This window comes from Pseudomonas saxonica, from assembly GCF_007858365.1.
In the GTDB taxonomy this organism is placed as follows: domain Bacteria; phylum Pseudomonadota; class Gammaproteobacteria; order Pseudomonadales; family Pseudomonadaceae; genus Aquipseudomonas; species Aquipseudomonas saxonica.
In genome coordinates, this window is the sequence record NZ_VFIO01000001.1 from 512448 (window position 1) to 531739 (window position 19292).

11 protein-coding genes are annotated in these 19292 nt (G+C 57.9%); 8 read left to right on the plus strand and 3 right to left on the minus strand.

The annotated features are described in order from the left end of the window. Positions 1 to 108: 108 nt before the first annotated feature. The 7 genes from FJD38_RS02440 (at position 109) to map (ending at position 13980) form a co-directional block, all read left to right on the plus strand. Complete coding sequence (locus tag FJD38_RS02440; protein ID WP_146383817.1) at positions 109 to 2565, plus strand: alpha/beta fold hydrolase; 2457 nt, start codon at positions 109 to 111, stop codon at positions 2563 to 2565. After that, the gene (locus FJD38_RS02445) at positions 2562 to 7322 is read left to right on the plus strand and encodes a beta-ketoacyl synthase N-terminal-like domain-containing protein (protein ID WP_146383818.1); all 4761 of its coding nucleotides are present in this window, start codon (positions 2562 to 2564) and stop codon (positions 7320 to 7322) included. The genes FJD38_RS02440 and FJD38_RS02445 overlap by 4 nt, the downstream gene beginning before the upstream one ends. Then, positions 7319 to 11053 (plus strand): SDR family NAD(P)-dependent oxidoreductase, encoded by a 3735-nt coding sequence (locus FJD38_RS02450; protein WP_146383819.1) that lies wholly within the window; start codon positions 7319 to 7321, stop codon positions 11051 to 11053. The genes FJD38_RS02445 and FJD38_RS02450 overlap by 4 nt, the downstream gene beginning before the upstream one ends. Beyond that, entirely contained in the window at positions 11050 to 12138 is a 1089-nt protein-coding gene (locus tag FJD38_RS02455) for a ferritin-like domain-containing protein (protein ID WP_146383820.1), read from the plus strand. The genes FJD38_RS02450 and FJD38_RS02455 overlap by 4 nt, the downstream gene beginning before the upstream one ends. A 194-nt stretch (positions 12139 to 12332) precedes the next feature. After that, positions 12333 to 12878, plus strand: coding sequence for a 4'-phosphopantetheinyl transferase family protein (locus FJD38_RS02460; RefSeq protein WP_146383821.1), 546 nt, complete (start codon positions 12333 to 12335; stop codon positions 12876 to 12878). Positions 12879 to 12949: 71 nt separating this feature from the next. Beyond that, positions 12950 to 13192, plus strand: a complete 243-nt coding sequence (locus tag FJD38_RS02465; protein WP_146383822.1) for a ParD-like family protein — start codon at positions 12950 to 12952, stop codon at positions 13190 to 13192. Beyond that, positions 13189 to 13980, plus strand: a complete 792-nt coding sequence (gene map / locus FJD38_RS02470) for a type I methionyl aminopeptidase (protein ID WP_146383823.1) — start codon at positions 13189 to 13191, stop codon at positions 13978 to 13980. Before FJD38_RS02465 ends, map begins: the two co-directional genes overlap by 4 nt. 53 nt (positions 13981 to 14033) lie before the next feature. Here map and FJD38_RS02475 read toward each other — a convergent pair whose 3' ends face one another. The 3 genes from FJD38_RS02475 to FJD38_RS02485 all read right to left on the minus strand — a co-directional run bounded on the left by FJD38_RS02475 (position 14034) and on the right by FJD38_RS02485 (position 17741). Beyond that, positions 14034 to 15212 (minus strand): trans-sulfuration enzyme family protein, encoded by a 1179-nt coding sequence (locus tag FJD38_RS02475; protein ID WP_146383824.1) that lies wholly within the window; start codon positions 15210 to 15212, stop codon positions 14034 to 14036. Beyond that, positions 15209 to 16585, minus strand: coding sequence for a pyridoxal-phosphate dependent enzyme (locus FJD38_RS02480; protein WP_122784440.1), 1377 nt, complete (start codon positions 16583 to 16585; stop codon positions 15209 to 15211). The genes FJD38_RS02475 and FJD38_RS02480 overlap by 4 nt, the downstream gene beginning before the upstream one ends. A 259-nt stretch (positions 16586 to 16844) precedes the next feature. After that, positions 16845 to 17741, minus strand: a complete 897-nt coding sequence (locus tag FJD38_RS02485) for a LysR family transcriptional regulator (RefSeq protein ID WP_146383825.1) — start codon at positions 17739 to 17741, stop codon at positions 16845 to 16847. Between the two features lie 120 nt (positions 17742 to 17861). Here FJD38_RS02485 and FJD38_RS02490 point away from each other — a divergent pair, with 120 nt between their 5' ends. Next, positions 17862 to 19289, plus strand: a complete 1428-nt coding sequence (locus tag FJD38_RS02490) for a mechanosensitive ion channel family protein (RefSeq protein ID WP_146383826.1) — start codon at positions 17862 to 17864, stop codon at positions 19287 to 19289. Positions 19290 to 19292: the final 3 nt, after the last annotated feature.

The window sequence follows — 19292 nt, forward strand, 5'->3', positions numbered from 1 at the left end:
ATCTAATTCAAACTACAATCTGCCCCCCAGAAGGACTTGCACGCTCTACCGCAACTTGCGCACTCAATATCCCGATTGTTTGATACGTTTCTTTCAACGAGATTCTCCATGATCAATGTTCCCGACTTAGACCTGCGCGCTTCTGATATTGCCATTACTGCAATGGCCGGTGAATTTCCACGGGCAAGTACCCCCGATAACTTATGGGCACTTCTATTTGAAAAAGCATTTGTTTCTACGCCTTTTTCCCTAACACAGCGCTGGCCCGATGATGAGTCAACCGGCTATAGCCGCCATGCTGCTTTTATCGAAAACGCGCACGGCTTCGATCCCGGTTTTTTTTCGATGGCCCCTGTTCAAGCCCTTTACAGCGACCCTCAAGAACGCAGGCTCCTACAGACGACGTATCACGCCCTTGAAAACAGTGGGTATTTTCAAGATCCCCATGGCGATGTAGGTGTATATACCGCAGCCATGTACTCGCACTATCAAAACCTGGGTGAAAACACGTCTGCTTTCAGTACTTCATTCGCACAGATCGCGAATCGTATTTCCCATCGCCTTGACCTCACGGGGCCTAGCCTGTGCGTTGACACAATGTGCTCTGGCTCTTTGGTAGCTCTTCATTTAGCCGCCACGGCTTTGCGTCAGGGTGAATGCCGCATGGCAGTAGTCGGTGCCGCCAACATTCATTCATGCTCCGGTAAATTCAGACTGCTTTGTGAAGGCGGGTATTTAAGCCGCACGGGTCGCTGCCATACCTTCGGTGCACTGGCGGACGGTTACATGGCGGGCGAAGGCAGCATCGCGGTCGTGATCAAAACAGTGGCGCAAGCTCAGGCTGACGGCGACCCTATATTGGGTGTTATCCGTGCCAGCGCCGTGGGTTCGGACGGGGGTGCCGGGGCTTTCACCGTACCGGACGCCAACGCGCAGGCGCGGGTGATGCGCACAGCCCTGGAACGTGCAGCCATCAACGCCAGCCAGATCAGTTATGTGGAGTGCCATGGAACCGGAACCCCTGTGGGCGATCCGGTTGAAATAGCCAGTCTGGCGCAGGTGTACTCAGGGAGTGATCGCCCTTTGCTCCCCATCGGGTCGATAAAAGGCAATATCGGACATCTGGAGGCAGCGGCCGGTCTGGCCGGTCTCGTCAAAGTGCTGTTGCAATTGCAACATCAAATGTTACTGCCCAATGTCGGCGCGCACCCTGCCAACCCTAAGCTGAATTTGCCGCAGGCCAATCTTGAAATCGTTTCCACGCCTCAATCCTGGCAAGGCCAGCGCTTGGCTGCGATCAACTCGTTTGGCGCCGGTGGTACCAATGCCCATGTCATCTTGCAAAGTGCGCCGCCACTGCCCATGCCTGACGAGGTGAAAGGAGCACATCAATGGATGCTCCCCGTATCGGCCCATACGACAGCGTCATTGAAAAAGCGCCTGGCCCAGTTAATCGAATGGATCGACACACACCCCAGTCTCAGCCTGTATGCCTTAGGCTACACATTGAGTTGCGCACGTCAGCATCATCGCTTCCGGGTCTGTGTCCAGGCGCGGGATCTGAGCGAGGCCCGCAGCGCTTTGGTAAAAGCCCTCGACGGCCCTTTTGACGATTCGCGCCAACCCTCAATAACTTCAAAGAATCGTGCTCTGACGCCAGCCCAGGCTTACTTGCAAGGGGATGTCGTTGGCTGGACGCAGCTGTATCCAGTTCGATCCCTGACCGCATTGCCGCCCTTTCCTTTTGCTAACCGCCACTTCGATGCCCTCAATGGCCCACTGCGCCAACCTGCTCCCGCGCCCACCAGCAGCACGCCCAGCCAGGTTGCGCCCCTGGTAACCCCCTCCGATTCATTGTTGAGTTGGGAACACCTTCAGGGCGACGGACCTACCGTGCTCTTACTCACGCCAACCAATGTGTCCAAGCGGGCATGGCATTGTCAGACAGCGTTCTTGCAGCGCAACGGCTTCAACCTATTAATCCCCAGCTACCCGGGGCATGACGGCAACAGCATGCCTGATCAGGACTTTTCCCTGACTGATATCGCAGACGCCATAGCGCTGTATCTAAAACACCACGCAACCACACCGGTTCACTGCGTAGGCTGGTCGCTGGGGGCTTCGATTGCCCTGCACCTGGCCATTGATCACAGCAGTGTGCTTGACAAGCTGTGCCTTATTTCAGGCTCAGCCCGGTTCATGCACAGCATTCCCCATATGCTCGGGGCTTTCAGGGATGAAATAGAGCAATGGGATGAATTCATTTCGTTGCAACTGGACACACGGCAGGACGCGCGACTGGCGTTATTGGCCGGGGCCAATAAAGAAGCCATGAACCGCTACTACCTCCTGCTGCGTGATTACAACGTGCAGCCTCGTTTGGCAGAACTGAGCACTTGCACATTAGTGATTCACGGTATTGACGATCACTGCATTACCCCTCAAGAACGTGATTTATTGGGCAACCATGAGCGTTGCAGCCTCCGGCAATTACCCGGCGGGCATTTGTTGCCCATCACCGCTTCAAGAGCCATCAATACACTGTTGCTGGAGCATTTCTCATGACGCCCGCCTCGACTTCGGAGCGTCTTATCTGGCGCTGGTTTCGAAACTCGCCCAATGATCCACGGCTGATATTGCGTTACGCCTTTGAAGTGCAGGGCAGCCTGGACCTGACCCAGCTCGAGGGCGCCTTGCACGTACTCATAGAGCGCCATTACCCCAACCTGCTAGCCCGGTTTACCGAAATCGAAGGCACGCTTTATAAATTTTATGCAGAGGGCATTGCACAGCCTCTTTTGCATCACCAGCGCTTGAGCCCGCCTGCAACAGAACCAGAACACTGGACCCGGATTGATCATCAGAACGGTCCCCTCTATCGGTGGACCTGCACCGAGGCTAACGGCACGTCGACCTTGTGGATTGCCATCAGTCATCTGGTGACGGATGCAGCTGTGTACGGGGACATTTGTCATCTGCTGCAGACGCTGACTGACTCGGATGACCCGGCAAGTCTTGAATGCCTGCGCCAGCCCCTTGATCTGAGTCCCGCCTCTTCCTGCGCCGAAGCCCGAGCGTTCTGGCAACAACAGGTCGAGGGGCGTCAGTTGTCTGCATTCGTGCCTTTTGTGGAGCACTGCATCAGTCACAAAACCTTGCCACCCAGCTATTTGCGTATTCACAGAGAACTGACGGGGCATGACATCAGGGAGCTCATGCGCGCGTCTCAAGAACATCACGTCACCCCTTTTCAATGGATGCTGGCCTGCACGCTAATGACTGTGGGCAGTTACCTCAAAGGACAACCGACTGAAACCCGGCCACTCATTGCACATGCCGTTTCGGTTGCCGAAGCCGATTCAGCACTGGCCTGCCACACCAATGTCCTGCCCTGCATGGTGGACTATGACCCCACCCGGACCGTCAGCGAGCTGCTGGCGGATATCAAGCAATGGCGACGTCTTTCACGTCCTTATCAAGCGTTTGATGGCCTCGATATTGCGGCGATGTCAGCACCGTTTACCGACGTATTTACGCGCCCGTTCAATGTCATGGTGACCAGTGCCGAAGGCGCGCTCCCCATCCTCACACCGCAACTGCAAGGCAAGCCCAGCCGACTGGTAGCCGAACTGGCCGGGGCCTCCAACGCAGACCTCTGCGTGGCCATTAATGTCAGTGATGATCGAGCGCGCTTAATGTTTGAATGCGCGAGTCACGGAACCGACCCTTCACGCATCAACGACTTCGCCCACCACTGGCTAGTCGCGCTGCGCTGGATGATTGACAACCCGAGCCGCAGCCTTGGCGAATTCAGTGTCACCCATGCTCGCGCACCTGTTTCTTGCACCGAAGCGGCCATCGCGGCCAAGGAACACCCGCTGGCCGCCGTCACCCGTCATGCCCTGAAGCAACCCGCGAAAATGGCTATCAGTGGACCAGACGGACACCTCAGCTATCAGCAGGTCCTGAGCGCCACACGGGCGCTGGCCTTTACCCTGCAACCACATCACACCCTACGCCCCGTGGCACTGCACTTGGGACGATCCACTGACCTGCCTGTCAGCCTCTTGGCGTTGCTGGCCAATGGCATGCCTTTCATGCCAATCGCCACCGACAATGACGCGACACGTGTTGATGAACAAATCAATCGCTTGGGATGCACGCTGATTGTGTGCGATGAGACCAGCCGGGATCAGTTGCAGGCGAGGCACCCGGACAAAACGTTGGTCACTCCGTCAGAGGCCAAGGCTCAGCCAGTTCCTGATGGCTGGCAGCCGAACATTGAATGCCAGACCGATCATGACGCCTATTGGATAACCACCTCGGGCAGCAGCGGCACGCCCAAGACCGTGATCGTGCGCCAGTCGAGCCTGTTCAACGTGCTGGCCTCAATGCGTAATTTCCCGGGTCTGCAGGATCGGGACCGGATGCTCGCATTGGCACCGATCAGCTTTGATATCTCTCTGCTGGAGCTTCTATTGCCCCTGCTGGCAGGTGCCAGCATGGTCATTGCACACGACAGCGTGCGACGTGATGGCCACGCTCTGGGCCAGTTGATTGATTCCTGCCGGGCCACGGTGGTTCAAGCAACCCCCAGCACATGGCTCGCGCTTCAAGCCAGCGGCTGGCGGTCACAGCAGACATTACGCTGCTGGGTGGGAGGCGAGCCGTTGACGGCACAATGCGCCGAGTATTTGCTGTCTCAGGGCCAGGTTGTCTACAACCTCTATGGGCCGACAGAGGCCACAATATGGGCATCGGCTTCACGAATTACCGACCCTCAGCACTTGACCTTGGGCGCGCCCGTGCAGGGCAGTCGTTTTTATGTACTGAACGAGCAACTTGAGTCAGTGCCTGCCGGGGTCCCCGGCGAGCTGGTGATCGCCGGAACTGCCCTCGCTGCCGGTTATCTTGAGAGCGATCAACAAGGTTTTATAGAGGCCACAGATAGCCACGCCAGGCTGTATAGAACGGGCGATACGGTTCGCCATGACGGCAATGGTCAGTTGTTTTTCATCGGTCGCAGTGACACTCAGATCAAGGTCTCGGGTCAGCGCGCTGATTTGACCGAAATCGAACAGGCCCTCCACGAGTTCGCGCCGCAAACCCAATGGCTCGCAGCACTCAACCCATTACCCTCGCCGCATCTGTGTGCGTACTACGCAGCGGTACCGGACTGGCAACCGAATCTGCGTGAACTGACACAACGCCTCTACGGGCGACTGTCCGGCTACGCCATTCCGCAACGACTGATTGGCGTTGCCCACTTGCCCCGCACTGCACATGGCAAGCTTGATCGACGCAATGTGCACACCTTGACCGCGCTTCATGACACCCGACGTGCCGCCGCTCCCACCCAGCTGACGCCTGAACTGCAGACTGACGCCAAGGCCACGCTCACATGGCCGCAATTAAGCGCCATCATCACTCAGGCGCTCAACATCGAAGTGGAAGATCCGACCTTGCCGTTTGGCTGGTCCGGTATCAACTCTGTCTCCCTCAACCACCTGTCGTGGTGCCTGACCCATCAACATAACCTGGCAATCAGCGCCGCCCAGATCATATCGGCCATCAGCCCCCAAGGGCTGTTGAGTAAACTTTCAGGCTCCCAGGCGGATATGCCGCCCCCGTTGCTGCCACCTGTAGTGGACGCCCTACTCACCGGGCAAAAAATCGCAATCATTGCGATGCACGGCCAATTACCGGGTGCCCGTGACCTTAACCAGTTTTGGCAGCAGCAACTGGACGGCGCCTGCGCGATCAGTGCGCACACACGGACGTTTCTGAACGCTGACTTTCGTGCCGGTTTTATCGACAACATCGCAGGCTTTGACCACGGGTTGTTCCGCATCTCGCCTCGCGAAGCCGCACAGATCGATCCACGCCAACGGCGTCTGCTGCAAGCCGTGTGGTGCACCTTGCAACATGCCGGTTACACGCAACAACAGTTGGCGGGTACCCGCACCGGGTGTTACATCGCGGCAACGGGCATGGATTACCAGGCATTGCGCGTTCAACAGCAGGCCGACGTTCAAAGCCATTGGCTGCAAGGTGCGTCAGCGGCCATGTTGTCCAATCGGCTATCACACTTTTTTGATTGGCACGGTCCTTCAATCACCATCGATACAGCCTGCTCCAGCTCATTCGCAGCGCTGATTCGGGCGTGTTCGGATTTGCGCGATAACACCTGCGACACCGCCATTGTCGGCGCCAGCAATCTGCTGATGGATCAGAGGGCCAATAACGCACTGGCTCTGGGCGGGTTTTTATCTCCTACCTATACCTGCGCGGCTTTTAGCAGCGCTGCCAATGGTTATGTACGCGCCGAAGCCACGGCGACTTTTATGCTCAAAAGGCACTGCGACGCGGTGCGCGATAAAGACCCCATCCTGGGGCTTATCAGTGGTTATGGCGAAAATCATTCAGGCCGTACCGCCTCCCTGACGGCCCCAAGCGGTGACGCTCAAGCCCGATTGCTCAGCAGCCTGTACGACGAGGAACTGATCCATCGCGTCGGGTATCTGGAGCCCCATGGCACCGGCACGCTACTGGGCGACCGAATCGAACTGGGCGCCCTCAATGACACATGGAACCGTTTTAAAACCCGAGGCGGGCCACCGATTGCACTGGGCACCCTCAAAAACAATATCGGGCACTGCGAGGCCAGTGCCGGGCTGGCCTCACTGATCAAAGTCGTGCTGGCGCTCAAGCACAACGCCATTCCCATGAGCACAGTGATTGCCGGCAGTACGCCGCTTGAGCAACTGGCGCCGCATTTCTTTCTGCCCGACAGCACCGTGCAGTGGCCCGATGCAGGGGATCGAGTCGCCGGAATCAGCAGTTTCGGCTTTGGCGGTCATAACGCCCATATCGTGGTCGAACACGCGCCACTGGCGTCTTGCGAATCCAGTATCCCGCCCGCGGACACGGCGTTGCTTTACGTTATTTCCGCTCACAGCACTGCCAGCCTGCAGGCCTTGCGCAGCGCGCTGTGCTTATGGTTGAGCAAACAGAACGACAGCCCGGAACATCGACTCGCAATCGCCGCCAACCTGGCTTTTTGCCGAGAGCACATGCGCTATCGAATGGCGTTTACCGCCAGCAGTCTCAGCCAACTGATACACCAACTGGGTGCCAGTCCCCAAGCTGCGGACAGCCCTGCCCGACACCCCTACCTTGAGCCATTGCGTTTGAGCTATATGGCGGGAAACACCCCTGACTGGCGCACCGTTTTCCCCGCAGGGCGCGCCCGTGTGATTGCCATGCCTGAGTACCCTTTTTCGGAGCAAGACCATTGGTTCGACAAGCAGATACCTCTATGACCCACGTTAGCCCCGCCGCCATTTCAGATGACAGGGAGATTCCCGACCAGCCTCACGCTTTTGTCATGCAGTGGCACGCACATGCTTTGGCAACGGACATCGCCAGCCAGAGCATAACCACGCTTTACTTCTGCCCGGCAGGTCAGGCCTCCTGCCTTAAAGGCAGTTGCTCGCGGTTCGACGAACTGCTGGAGTTTGGCTCGCAGCAAGCGACCATGCGCCTTAACCACTGCGAAGATCAGGGGCAGCCCTACGCGTGCGTGATCGTCGTCAAAAGCCTGTGGCACGACGGCGTGGACGACACGAACCACAGCCGGTTCATCGAGCTTTTACAACGTCTGGCCAAGAGTAATTGCCAGCGCATCAGCGTACTGACGCTGGCCGCCATTCGCTGCGAATCCGCATACCCTCGGGTCCGTCATCCACTGGATGCGGTCTATCTGGGGTTGGCCCACGGCTTTGCAAAAGAAACGACACGCCTGCCTGTAGCCCTTTACTCCCTTGCGCAATTCGATCAGTTGCACATTGACAGTGCGCTCACTACCCGCCCGACAAACCCCAACGGCGCCACCCTGGGTATTGGCAATGGCGCCTGCTGGAGCGCCACTCTGGTTAAAGCACAGTTACAAACACGCCCCTCCCCCTATGTCGAAGGTGCGACCTACCTGATTATCGGTGGGCGCAGCGGTATCGGCGCCGAATTGGCCAAGTACCTGGCCAAGGAATACAAGGCCACCCTTGTATTGGTCAGTCGATCCGTGGCCAATGAATCGCTGCTGCACGAACTGGTGGGGTTGGGCGCCAATCCCTGCCATGAGCAATGCGACATCAGTGAGCCAGGCGCCCTGGCAAGGGTTCTGGCCCGCTATCCATTGCTGGACGGCATTTACCACTCAGCCCTGAACCTGGCCGACGCTTCTTTTGAAAACATGACGTGCGCTCAGCTCTTGCAGTCGCTGCAGCCGAAAGTTCATGGCGGCTATCAGTTGCTCCAAGCGCTGCGCCAACGCCAACAATTGCCGAGCTTCGTCACGTTTTTTTCTTCCATCCAGTCCTACATCGCTTACCCGGGCCAAGCCAACTACACCGCGGGTTGCCTGTGTACCGATGCACTGGCCGATCTCTTCGAGTCGGTGCTGTCAATCCCCGCCCGCGTCATTAACTGGGGTTACTGGGGGAGCGTCGGCGTTGTCGCGGATGAAGCCTATCAACGCAAGATGCTGCGCTTGCAAATTGGCTCGATAGAACCCGAGCAGGCCATGCCGATGATTGCGCACATCCTCGCCTCTGACTGGCCACAAGTCGCTTGCCTGCGCCAATCGAAAAAATCCTTAAGGCTGCGCCATATCGATCCGGATCGCCTGATTCGTTCTCAAGACCTCCCTAAGCACCTGATCTCTGAATATAAGGAAGCACCTTCCATGATCCACTCCCTGGACACCATCGCTCGACTGCTCAACAGCAAATCCATCCCTTACGACACGCTCAATGAACAAGCCAGCGTACTGGATGACTATGCTCGCTATCGCTGGCATCAAGTGCTCAGAAACAACGAGTGGACCATTGGATCTCGGCATGAAAAACAATGGCATGCCCTGCAACAAATACCGGACGCCCACAGCCTGGACCAAGAGGCTTTGCTCAAGCGTTATCCTCAGCTACGCAATCTCGTGGCGCTGCTCGAACAGTGCCTGACGCACTACCCCGCGGTCCTCAGTGATCGCATGTCGGCGCTGCAAGTCCTCTTCCCCCGGGGCGATGCCAGCCTGTTGAAAAACTGGTACACCAGCATGCCAATGACGCGGCTGTTAAACGTCCATACGGCCGAAGCCATCATCAGCCATGCCACTACGACGAATAACCATGCCCTGAGAATTCTGGAGATTGGCGCCGGTACGGGATCAACGCCGCGAGTGATCCTGCCGATAATCGCCAACCACGTCGCCGAGTATTGCTACAGCGATGCTTCAGAAGCGTTTAAAAAATCGGCCAGCGAGGAGTTCGCGGCCTATCCGTTTATGCGCTATCGACAGATAGATGCGGTCAACCTCCCAGAGGATCTGCACGAGTACGACATCATCATTGCCTCCAACGTGATGCATGCCGTCGCGCCTGTGGGCAACGTATTACAACGTCTGGCCGCAGTCCTTAAAGATGACGGCCTGTTGATGCTCAATGAAACCATTTACAGGCACGACGTACTGACCATCGCCTTTGGCATCATTGACGGATGGTGGCCGAACGACGATTCGACCGTCAGCAGAATCACCGACAGCCCATTGTTGAATGAAGACAATTGGCGCCATGCGCTGCTGACCAATGGCTTCAATCACGTCATTGCCCATGGCAACGAAAGTGCTCAACTCATCATCAGCTCCAAACTGCGCCCGACAGAGACGCATACCACGCCAAAGGCTGAGAACACGCTCGCGAGCAGCGCCGTCATCGCCGATCGCCTGAGTGCAATTATCAGCGAGGTGATTTTGCTCGACGCCGCCGACCTGGATAGACAGGCGCCTTTGGCTGAATATGGTGTCGACTCCATTTTGGCCATGCAGATACTCGACACCGTATCCGCTGAGTTCGGGCCACAACCCGCCGACATTCTGGAGCGACATACCAGCATTGAAGCACTGGCGGCGCACCTCAGTGACTGCGCGAAGCCTGCCCCGGCGGCCTCGCACGATAACAGTGACAACCCGAATCATGACGCCATTATCCACACCCTCAAAGCCATAATCGGCGACGTGATTCTGCTGGAGCCGCAAGACATTGATCAGCAGTCCTCACTGGCAGACTACGGTGTGGACTCAATATTAGCGTTGAACATCATCGAACAATTCTCGGCGGTATTCGGCCCTCAACCACCCGATCTGATCGAGCAATACCCAAGCATTGTTGCCCTCGCTCATCACTTCGCCTTGAGTCAGGCACCCGCGCAATCGGCTGCGCAGACAGGGCCAGCCACCCCTGAACCCGAGACGCTGCCCGATAGCGTCAGCCATCACCAGGTCGGCGGCCAGCGAATAGCCCCCGGGGCCTACGCGCTTTCCTGGATGACTGAAGCCAGCGGCGCACGACAGTTGAACAATGTGTGCTGGCATCGCCCGATGGTTCGCCTTAAAGATGCGCATCTCAACTATGCCGACGGCAAGTTCAGCATCGTCGACCAACGCAGTGGTCATGTGCTGTGTTCAGGTGAATATGACCTCTCGCCCCCGGTCGCCCAAGCGCCTGTTGTCGTGTCCCTGGCCCATGCTCAGATCATGGACAGCGCCAGCATCTACCGACACTTTGAACAATGCGGCTACAGCTATGGCCCCCTTTACAGAGGGATCGCCATGGCATGCGTGGGTGACAAACAGGACATCAGTGTCCTCATGACCCCCCTGAACTGCGAAAAGCTGTTGCCGCCTGCCTTGATCGACTCAGGCTTGCAAACTTCCATTCTGTTGAACAACGCTCAAAATGCCACGACCCCCATGTTGCCCACGCACCTGAGCAGCCTGCGTCTTTACGCGCTGCCTGCACCGGGAGAAAGTGTCATTTGCCAGGCGACTCTGCTTAGCCGAAGTGACAAAGGCGCCCGCTACGACTTCAGCTACTCGCGTCTGACAGGTGAGCTACTACTGACACTGACCGGCATGCTCGCGGTGGCCGTGCCCACCACGCAGTTAACTCGCCAGGGCATGCACGACTTGACGCCCTCACAGCAGGAGCAACTGGCATGAATCCAGAGTCCCTGTTTGCCCCCTCGCCGTCTCTTGAGGACCGTCTGGACATCGCCTATCTAACGGGCAGAACCTCTTTATTCGATCACTTTGTGGCCAGTACTCAAGGAAGGTTCTGGGACCCCTCCGACAAGCAGTACATCGATTTCTCTACACCTTTTGACATGACACAACCCCTGCTGCCTCTGGAGCACTTCCCTGAGCTCAACGCCTTGGCGGGGCACGTGCCCGACGAAGAACTTATCAAGTACGCCAACCTTCAAGTTCATCGCATGCTCTCCGGGTTCTATTACGGCGAGCAGGCTGCGTTTTTAACTTGTTTGAAAGAAGCCGATGAACTGAATGATCCAGGCGCCGTGGAGTACGCCATCAATCAGGCGCGCGAAGAAAGCCGCCATCAACACGGCTTTCAACGGTATATCCAGTCGCGCTTCGTTTCCCCGCTGCCACTGTCACCGCCTTACCGCGCAACGATCATGCGCCTGCTGAACGGTGATGTGCCGCAGAATAAGTTCGTCGGTGTGCAAGTGGTATTTGAGGGGTTGGGGCTGGCAACTCTGGGCTACGCGGCACGATCGGCGAATGACCCCCTATTACGCCGACTCACCCGTTTGATCATGGCGGACGAAGCCCAGCACCACAAAGCAGGGCGCATGCTGATTAAAAGAGAATTGCCTCTCATGAGCCCACAGGACTCTGAAGCCATGGCTGAAGAGGCGCTGGCCTGCTTCAAGCTCATGGAAGGGTTGTATTTGCATGCGGGCCCTTATCAGACACTCTGCGCCACCTATAACCTTGAGCAACCGGAGGGACTCATACTGGCTGAGCATTCCAGAAACCCTTTTTTCGAAGCCATCTTCCGACGCAATGCCAAAACCCTCGATGACTGCGGGCTCATCACTGTGCAAACGCGTGCGCTGTACGCGCCTTGGCTCAAGGTTTCAGCTCAAGACAGCGTGGAGGATAAAAAAGATGAGCAACTGGCCGCAGAAATCATCGCAGAGCTCACATTGCACAATGCCGGCAACCCTAACCGGCATCTAGCACCCCATACCAACGCCTCGAAAAAACAGGCGCTTGTCTGACCCCGTGGGCCATTAGTGTTGTGGCAATAGGCAGAACCGCACCCCGGTCTCTGTCTATTGGTGCGGCCACTTGCGACATCGCCACCCGCGAACAACTAATACGTTGGGGCGCTGTGCATTCGCGCAGAGTCCCTACCGCCTTGCGAGACCATATTGCCGGTCGCCTTGCCGCCCATCAGGCGCTGGAGCAAGGCATGCCCGCTTCTCAACCCGGTCTCAGAGCGATTTTCAATAATGCCCTGGGCGCACCGTATGTACATAACCACACTGCATTTATGTCCATCGCACACCATCAAGGTCTGGGCCTGGCGAGCGTCTCAGCCCATATCGTTTCAGGGATCGATATTGAAGCCTGGCAGCCGTTCGATACGATTCCATTGTGCTCATGGGGGTACAGAGAACCTTGGCTACTTCAGATGGCGGTCAGTCAAAATCAGCCTGTGGCCATCCTCAAATGTGCGTTATGGGTGTGTACCGAAGCTCTGGCCAAATCCCTCGGCACCGGTCTGAATGCACGTGCAGACACCTTTGAAGTCGCAAGCCTTGAACGCATGCCATGGGGATGGCTGGCCCGCTTCAAACGGTATCCCGATGCCACGGCCTACCTTTGGCCGTGTGCCCATTTGCTGACAGGTCTTGTGATTCATCAATACACCCTGCAAAACCCGGCACTGACAGGACAGGCGTTACACGACCGGTTGGCAGCTGCCCCTGCGAACCGAGCCTGGCCGGAGAATTAAAGCCACGGGTTGCACTACGGCCCAACGCCCGACTAATATACGTTCCATATACATTTCATATGGGCAGCCTGATGGGCATCGTCAAAATCTCCGAACAAATGCATGAAAACCTGCGGGTCGCCAGCAACGCGCTGAGCCGCTCCATCAATGCGCAAGCCGAACACTGGATGCGCATCGGCATGCTCACCGAGCTGCACCCCAATCTGGATCACCACCAAATCTGCCGCTTGCTGGTGCGTGCCGAGCAGTCGGGCGGCCTTGATCTGAATGCAGCCTTGCAAGACACACCTGTGACCACTGGAGCGCACTCATGAAGGCCAACGTCGTTATCAATAGCCCGGCACAGATTGCCCAGTCCAAAGTGGCGGGAAAACTGGCCGCCGAGGTGTTGGCCATGATCGGCGAACACGTCAAGGCGGGCGTGACCACTAACCAGCTGGACAAAATCTGCCACGACTACATCGTCAATGTACAAAAGGCCATTCCCGGTAACGTGGGCTATCACGGCTTCCCGAAAACGGTCTGCACCTCAGTCAATGAGGTGGTGTGTCACGGCATTCCTTCAGACATACCGCTCAAGGACGGCGACATCGTCAATATCGATATCGCAGTGGTCAAGGACGGCTGGTACGGCGACACCAGCCGCATGTACTTCGTCGGCGAACCCTCCCCCGAGGCGCGGCATCTGGTGAAGACCACCTACGAGGCCATGTGTGCCGGTATTCGGGTTGTGCGCCCCGGCGCCACACTGGGCGACATTGGCCATGCCATCCAGACCCTGGCTGAGAAAGAAGGCTTCAGTGTGGTGCGCGAGTACTGCGGACACGGCATCGGCAAGGTCTACCACGACGAGCCTCAAGTATTGCATTACGGCTACCCGGGCCAGGGCATGAAGCTCAAGACCGGGATGATTTTCACCATTGAGCCGATGCTCAATGCAGGCAAACGCCATGTCAAAACCCTGGCCGATCAATGGACGGTGGTCACCAAGGATTTATCCTTGTCGGCCCAGTGGGAACATATGGTCGCCGTGACCGATGATGGCTTTGAAGTGTTGAGCCCGTGGCCGGACTCGATGGCCGACTTCCCCGCCATCGTCTGACCGAATCAAGACCTGCGCCTGCTCATTGGGCAGGCGCAGGTCTTGGGCCGACGCTAGATTCTGGACAACGCTTGGGCCAAGTCCGCGCGTAAATCCTCCACCGCCTCAACACCCACCGACAAGCGCACCAGCCCGTCACCGATCCCCAGTTGTGCACGTGTTTGAGCCGGAATGCTGGCATGGGTCATGATCGCCGGATGCTCGATCAGGCTTTCAACGCCCCCCAGACTTTCCGCCAAAGCAAAGATACTCACGCTTTCAAGAAAGCGCTTGGCACCTGCCAGATCAGTGTTCAGCTCAACGCTGATCATTCCGCCAAAGCCGCGCATCTGCTGGCATGCCAATGCGTGTTGCGGGTGGGAACTCAGGCCCGGGTAATGCACGCGTGCAACCTGCGGCTGATTTTGCAGCCATTGCGCCAGCGCCAGCGCGTTGCTGCAATGACGCTCCATGCGCAAGGCCAGGGTTTTCACCCCACGCAAGGTCAGAAAGGCATCAAATGGCCCGGCGATGGCCCCAACGGAGTTTTGCAGGAAGCCCAAGCGCTCGGCCAGCTCCGGGTTTGATCCGACAATTGCAATGCCGCCGATGACATCGGAATGACCATTCAAATACTTGGTGGTGGAGTGCACCACAATATCCACACCCAGCTCCAGCGGGCGCTGTACCCAGGGACTTGCAAAGGTGTTGTCGGCCACGCACAAAATGCCGCGCGCTCGGCAAATGCCTGCGACAGCGGCCAGATCCGTGAGGGTCAACAGGGGATTGCTCGGTGTCTCGACCCAGACCATCCGCGTGTCATCGCACAATGAGGCTTCGAAGGTCGCAAGGTCAGTCATGTCGACAAAACTGAAGCGATGCCCGGCGCTGCGCTGGCGAACCTTGTCGAACAGGCGAAATGTGCCCCCATACAGGTCATTGCCGCAGACGACATGTGAACCGGCGTCCAGCAACTCAAGCACCGTTGAAATGGCCGCCAGACCGGAGGCAAAGGCGAACGCCTGAGTACCCGCTTCAAGGTCGGCAACACACCGCTCCAGCGCGAAGCGCGTCGGATTATGCGAGCGCCCGTAATCCAGCCCTTTGTGGACGCCAGGACTTTGCTGCAAGTAGGTGGAGTTGGCGTAGATCGGCGGCATCAGCGCGCCGGTTGAAGGGTCTGGCACCTGCCCTGCGTGAATTACACGGGTGGCAAACGCGCGGGGCGCGGCGGTTTTATCGTCAAGGCTCATACAAGGGATCTGCGCAAGTGATTAAGGAGGTCAACGCGGGTTATCAGGCCGTGAAAACCCGAGGCGTCGGCGATGATGGCCACCAGGCCGCGGTCGAGCTCAGCTTGAAGTTCAGCCAGACTGGCGCTCGGCGGCAAGGTTTGTAAGGTGCGGGACATGGCGCTGGCGACCGACGCGCTGAAGTGTGAAGGGTCTTCTTGCATGCCCAGCAGAATGTCGGATTCGTCGATCACGCCGATCAGACGCTTGCCCTCTTCCAGCACCGGCAATTGCGATACATCCGCCAGACGCATGCGCTGAAACGCGGTCAGCAAGGTGTCATCCGGGCCGACACTGATCACCCGCCCATCTTCAAAACGCCGGGCAATCAGGTCGCGCAGGTCATCGTAATGTTTGTATTGGAGCAGCCCCTGATCTTTCATCCATTGGTCGTTATAGACCTTGGACAAGTAGCGGGTGCCCGTATCACAGACAAAACTGACGACCCGTTTGGGCACGGTTTGCTCACGGCAATATCGCAGTGCAGCGGCCAGCAAGGTGCCCGTTGAGGAGCCGCCCGGGATACCTTCGGCGCGCAGCAACTGACGGGCGTGATCGAAGCTTTCTTCGTCGCTGATCGAGTAGGCATGTCGCACGCTGCTCAAATCGGCAATCGAAGGAATAAAGTCTTCGCCGATGCCTTCAACGGCCCATGATCCTGCCTTTCCAATCGTCCCGCTGCGGCTGTATTCAGCCATCACCGAGCCCACTGGATCGGCCAGTACCATTTCAAGATCGGGCTGCACGCGTTTGAAGAAACGGGTCAGGCCGGTCAAGGTGCCGGCCGATCCGACACCGACGACAATCGCATCAAGGTCATGTTGAGTCTGCGCCCAGATCTCCGGTGCAGTGCTGCACTCATGAGCCAGGGGGTTGGCCGGGTTATTGAACTGGTCAGCGAAAAAGGCATCGGGGATTTCACCTGCCAACCTTGCGGCCACGTCCTGGTAATACTCGGGATGGCCTTTGCCCACATCGGAACGAGTGATGTGCACTTCGGCCCCCATGGCCTTGAGGTGCAAGACCTTTTCAGTGGACATCTTGTCTGGCACCACCAGCACCACCCGATAGCCCTTGGCCCGCCCCACCAACGCCAGCCCAAGGCCGGTGTTGCCGGCAGTCGCCTCAACGATGGTGCCGCCCGGCAGCAAGCGCCCGTCGCGCTCGGCGGCGTCGATCATGGCCAAACCGATACGGTCCTTGATTGAACCTCCAGGGTTCTGTGATTCGAGTTTGAGAAAAAGCGTGCACAGGCCGGTATCGAATCGGCTGACGCGCACCATGGGCGTATTGCCGATCAATTCGAGAACGGCGGGACGGGCGTTGTGGGGCATGTCGTCACCTCGTGTGGTTTACGGCGAACATCCATGCAGTAACCATAGTCGCCTTTCTTTGCCTGCAACATGGGACTGCAACCGCCCATGCCGTGTAGCCGCTGACGAGGTACGAGGCTGCGATCGGCAGCGAAGCTGTCGTGGGCCTGACACGCTGGGGTGTCAGGTACATTGAGCGCTCAGGTTATATGGACGCTACGCGCCCAATCGCCGCCTCGTACCTCGTCAGCGGCCACACAACATAGTTGCGCACCTATGCCTATAAAGATTCTTGCGTCTGATCAAGGCTTTCACGCAGAAACTCAATCAAGGCCTGAACCGCCAGGGAGCGCTGGCGGTGCTGCGGATACACCGCCGACAGGGCCAGTGGCGCACTGCGAAAATCGTCCAGCACCCGCACCAGTCGCCCATCCTCAAGGGCCGCGCCCACAATAAACGTCGGCAGATAGGTCAAACCCAAGCCCGCAATGGCCGCGTCCCTCAGCAATTCACCATTATTGACCCGCATGCGCCCGCTGACGTGAATGGTCAATGGCTTGCCGGCCTCTTCAAACCGCCACGGTACTTGGCGGCCATGACCATAAGGCAGGCAATCATGGCTGTGCACGTCTGCAGGTACACGCGGTGTTCCGCGCTCGGCCAGATAAGCCGGGCTGGCACAGTACACACGGTCAATGAGGGCGATGCGCCGGGCAATCAGTGTGGAGTCTTCAAGTACGCCAATGCGCAGTGCCAAGTCGTAGCCCTCGCTGAGCAAGTCAACCGGTCGATCGCTCAGGTCCACTTCAACGGCAACTTGGCTGTAACGCTGTAAAAACAACGGCAGCAGACAGCCCAAATGGGCCATCGCAAAGGATAACGGTGCACTCAGGCGCAGGGTGCCGCGCGGGTCACTGGTTTGCCCGGCAATCCCCTGCTCCATCTGCTCCACGTCATTGAGCAGGCGCATGGCCGAGTCGTAATACGTCTGCCCTAAAGGCGTGACATCCAGCCGTCGGGTCGAGCGATTGAGCAACCGCACCCCCAGTCGCTCCTCCAGTTGCATCACCCGGCGGCTGACAAATTGTTTGGACAGGTCCAATTGGTCAGCGGCAGCCGTAAAACTGCCCGAGTCAACGACCTGACAAAATATACGCATATCTTCAAAGGGGTTCATTGTCTCAACCTGGTAGACAGTTAAACCCTTTATAGCGGCTTTTTACGTAGGCAACACCCGACTAGTCTGTGTTCATGGTCTCCCAATCACGCCTGTCTCGCTCGTCCATGGAGTTTGCCCATGTCCTTTCTCCTCGCTCACCCGCTGTCCCTGGGCGCCCTGTTGCTGTTGATCGACACCCTGCTTTGGCACGCTCAGCCGTTCAAGCAGCGGGTTCTGCGGGTCGGCGTGCGACTGGCACTGTTTATGCTGTTCAGCGCAGTCATTATCAACGCTGGGGTCAGCCCGTTGCAGGCACCATTGTTTACAGATGACCCCGTGATGCAATTGGGCGCCACGGCATTAGGCATTCTGTGGTGGCTGTATGCAGCGCGGGTGCTCACTGAAGTGATCGGTCTGGTGCTGATGCGCCGCATCGGCCACAGCGGGCGCTTGTTGCAGGATGTCATCGGCGCGCTGGTGTTTCTGGCGGCCATCGTGGCCGCCGCCGCTTACCTGCTGGAACTCCCGGTAAAGGGCTTGCTGGCCACTTCAGGCGTGATGGCCATTGTTATAGGTCTGGCCTTGCAGAGCACCTTGAGCGACGTGTTTTCCGGGATCGTGCTCAACACCACCAAACCGTATCAAGTCGACGACTGGGTTGTGATCGACGGGGTTGAAGGCAAGGTACTGGACATCGACTGGCGCGCCACTCACCTGCTGACCAGCGCCGGCAGCACGGCCGTGGTGCCGAATTCGGTGGCGGCCAAGGCCAAAATTGTCAACCTGAGCCGGCCAGTCAACCTGCACGGGGTATCGATCAGCTTGCAGGTGCCCAACCACATTCGTCCGCGCCGGGTACTGGATGCGCTGGAGCGTACGCTGCAGGGCAGCAGCCGTTTGTTGCTGAACCCGGCGCCAAAAGCAGTGCTCAAAGACGCGGGCGAGAACCTGTCCGAATACGTCATCAGTGGGTTTATCGCTGATTTGGCGCACAAAAGTGAGGTGCGCAATCAACTCTTCGACCTCGCCCACCGCCATCTGGAGGCCGCCGGTATTTCGCGTCAGCTCGACGGCGTGATCGAACCTGCGAGTCGTGCCCGTGCATTGCTTGACGAAGTGAAAATTTTTCGTTCGCTCAGTGAAGACGAACGCAACCAGATTGCACGCTCCATGGTTGCCCAAACCTACGCCGCCGGGCAGGTGGTGCTGACCGTGGACGAAGTGCCGGACAGCCTGATGATCATCGCCACGGGCGTTATCAGCGTCAACGTGGCCGGAGCAACCGGGCCCGTTGAAGCCGGGCGCATGGGGCCGGGAGAAATCATGGGTGAAGAGAGTGTGCTCGCCGACGCACCGTCACAGGCAACCTTCACCTCATTGACCTCCACCCTCATTTACCGGATTGACAAGTCCCTGACCCGTGAATGCATCGCACAACGGGCAGACGTGGGGCGCGCCTTGAACACCTTAAAGGCCGTGCGCGAGCAAAGTAGCCGCTCGGCTTTAATGGCTGCCCCGCCCCCGATAAAAAAAGGCGGTTTCCTAAGCTGGTTACAGACACGCTGAAGC

What these genes read in the sequence shown, in the direction of transcription:
- FJD38_RS02440 (WP_146383817.1), top strand. Translation starts at nt 109, where the DNA reads ATGATCAATGTTCCCGACTTAGACCTGCGCGCTTCTGATATTGCCATT.
- FJD38_RS02445 (WP_146383818.1), top strand. Translation starts at nt 2,562, where the DNA reads ATGACGCCCGCCTCGACTTCGGAGCGTCTTATCTGGCGCTGGTTTCGA.
- FJD38_RS02450 (WP_146383819.1), top strand. Translation starts at nt 7,319, where the DNA reads ATGACCCACGTTAGCCCCGCCGCCATTTCAGATGACAGGGAGATTCCC.
- FJD38_RS02455 (WP_146383820.1), top strand. Translation starts at nt 11,050, where the DNA reads ATGAATCCAGAGTCCCTGTTTGCCCCCTCGCCGTCTCTTGAGGACCGT.
- FJD38_RS02460 (WP_146383821.1), top strand. Translation starts at nt 12,333, where the DNA reads ATGCCCGCTTCTCAACCCGGTCTCAGAGCGATTTTCAATAATGCCCTG.
- FJD38_RS02465 (WP_146383822.1), top strand. Translation starts at nt 12,950, where the DNA reads ATGGGCATCGTCAAAATCTCCGAACAAATGCATGAAAACCTGCGGGTC.
- map (WP_146383823.1), top strand. Translation starts at nt 13,189, where the DNA reads ATGAAGGCCAACGTCGTTATCAATAGCCCGGCACAGATTGCCCAGTCC.
- FJD38_RS02475 (WP_146383824.1), bottom strand. Translation starts at nt 15,212, where the DNA reads ATGAGCCTTGACGATAAAACCGCCGCGCCCCGCGCGTTTGCCACCCGT.
- FJD38_RS02480 (WP_122784440.1), bottom strand. Translation starts at nt 16,585, where the DNA reads ATGCCCCACAACGCCCGTCCCGCCGTTCTCGAATTGATCGGCAATACG.
- FJD38_RS02485 (WP_146383825.1), bottom strand. Translation starts at nt 17,741, where the DNA reads ATGAACCCCTTTGAAGATATGCGTATATTTTGTCAGGTCGTTGACTCG.
- FJD38_RS02490 (WP_146383826.1), top strand. Translation starts at nt 17,862, where the DNA reads ATGTCCTTTCTCCTCGCTCACCCGCTGTCCCTGGGCGCCCTGTTGCTG.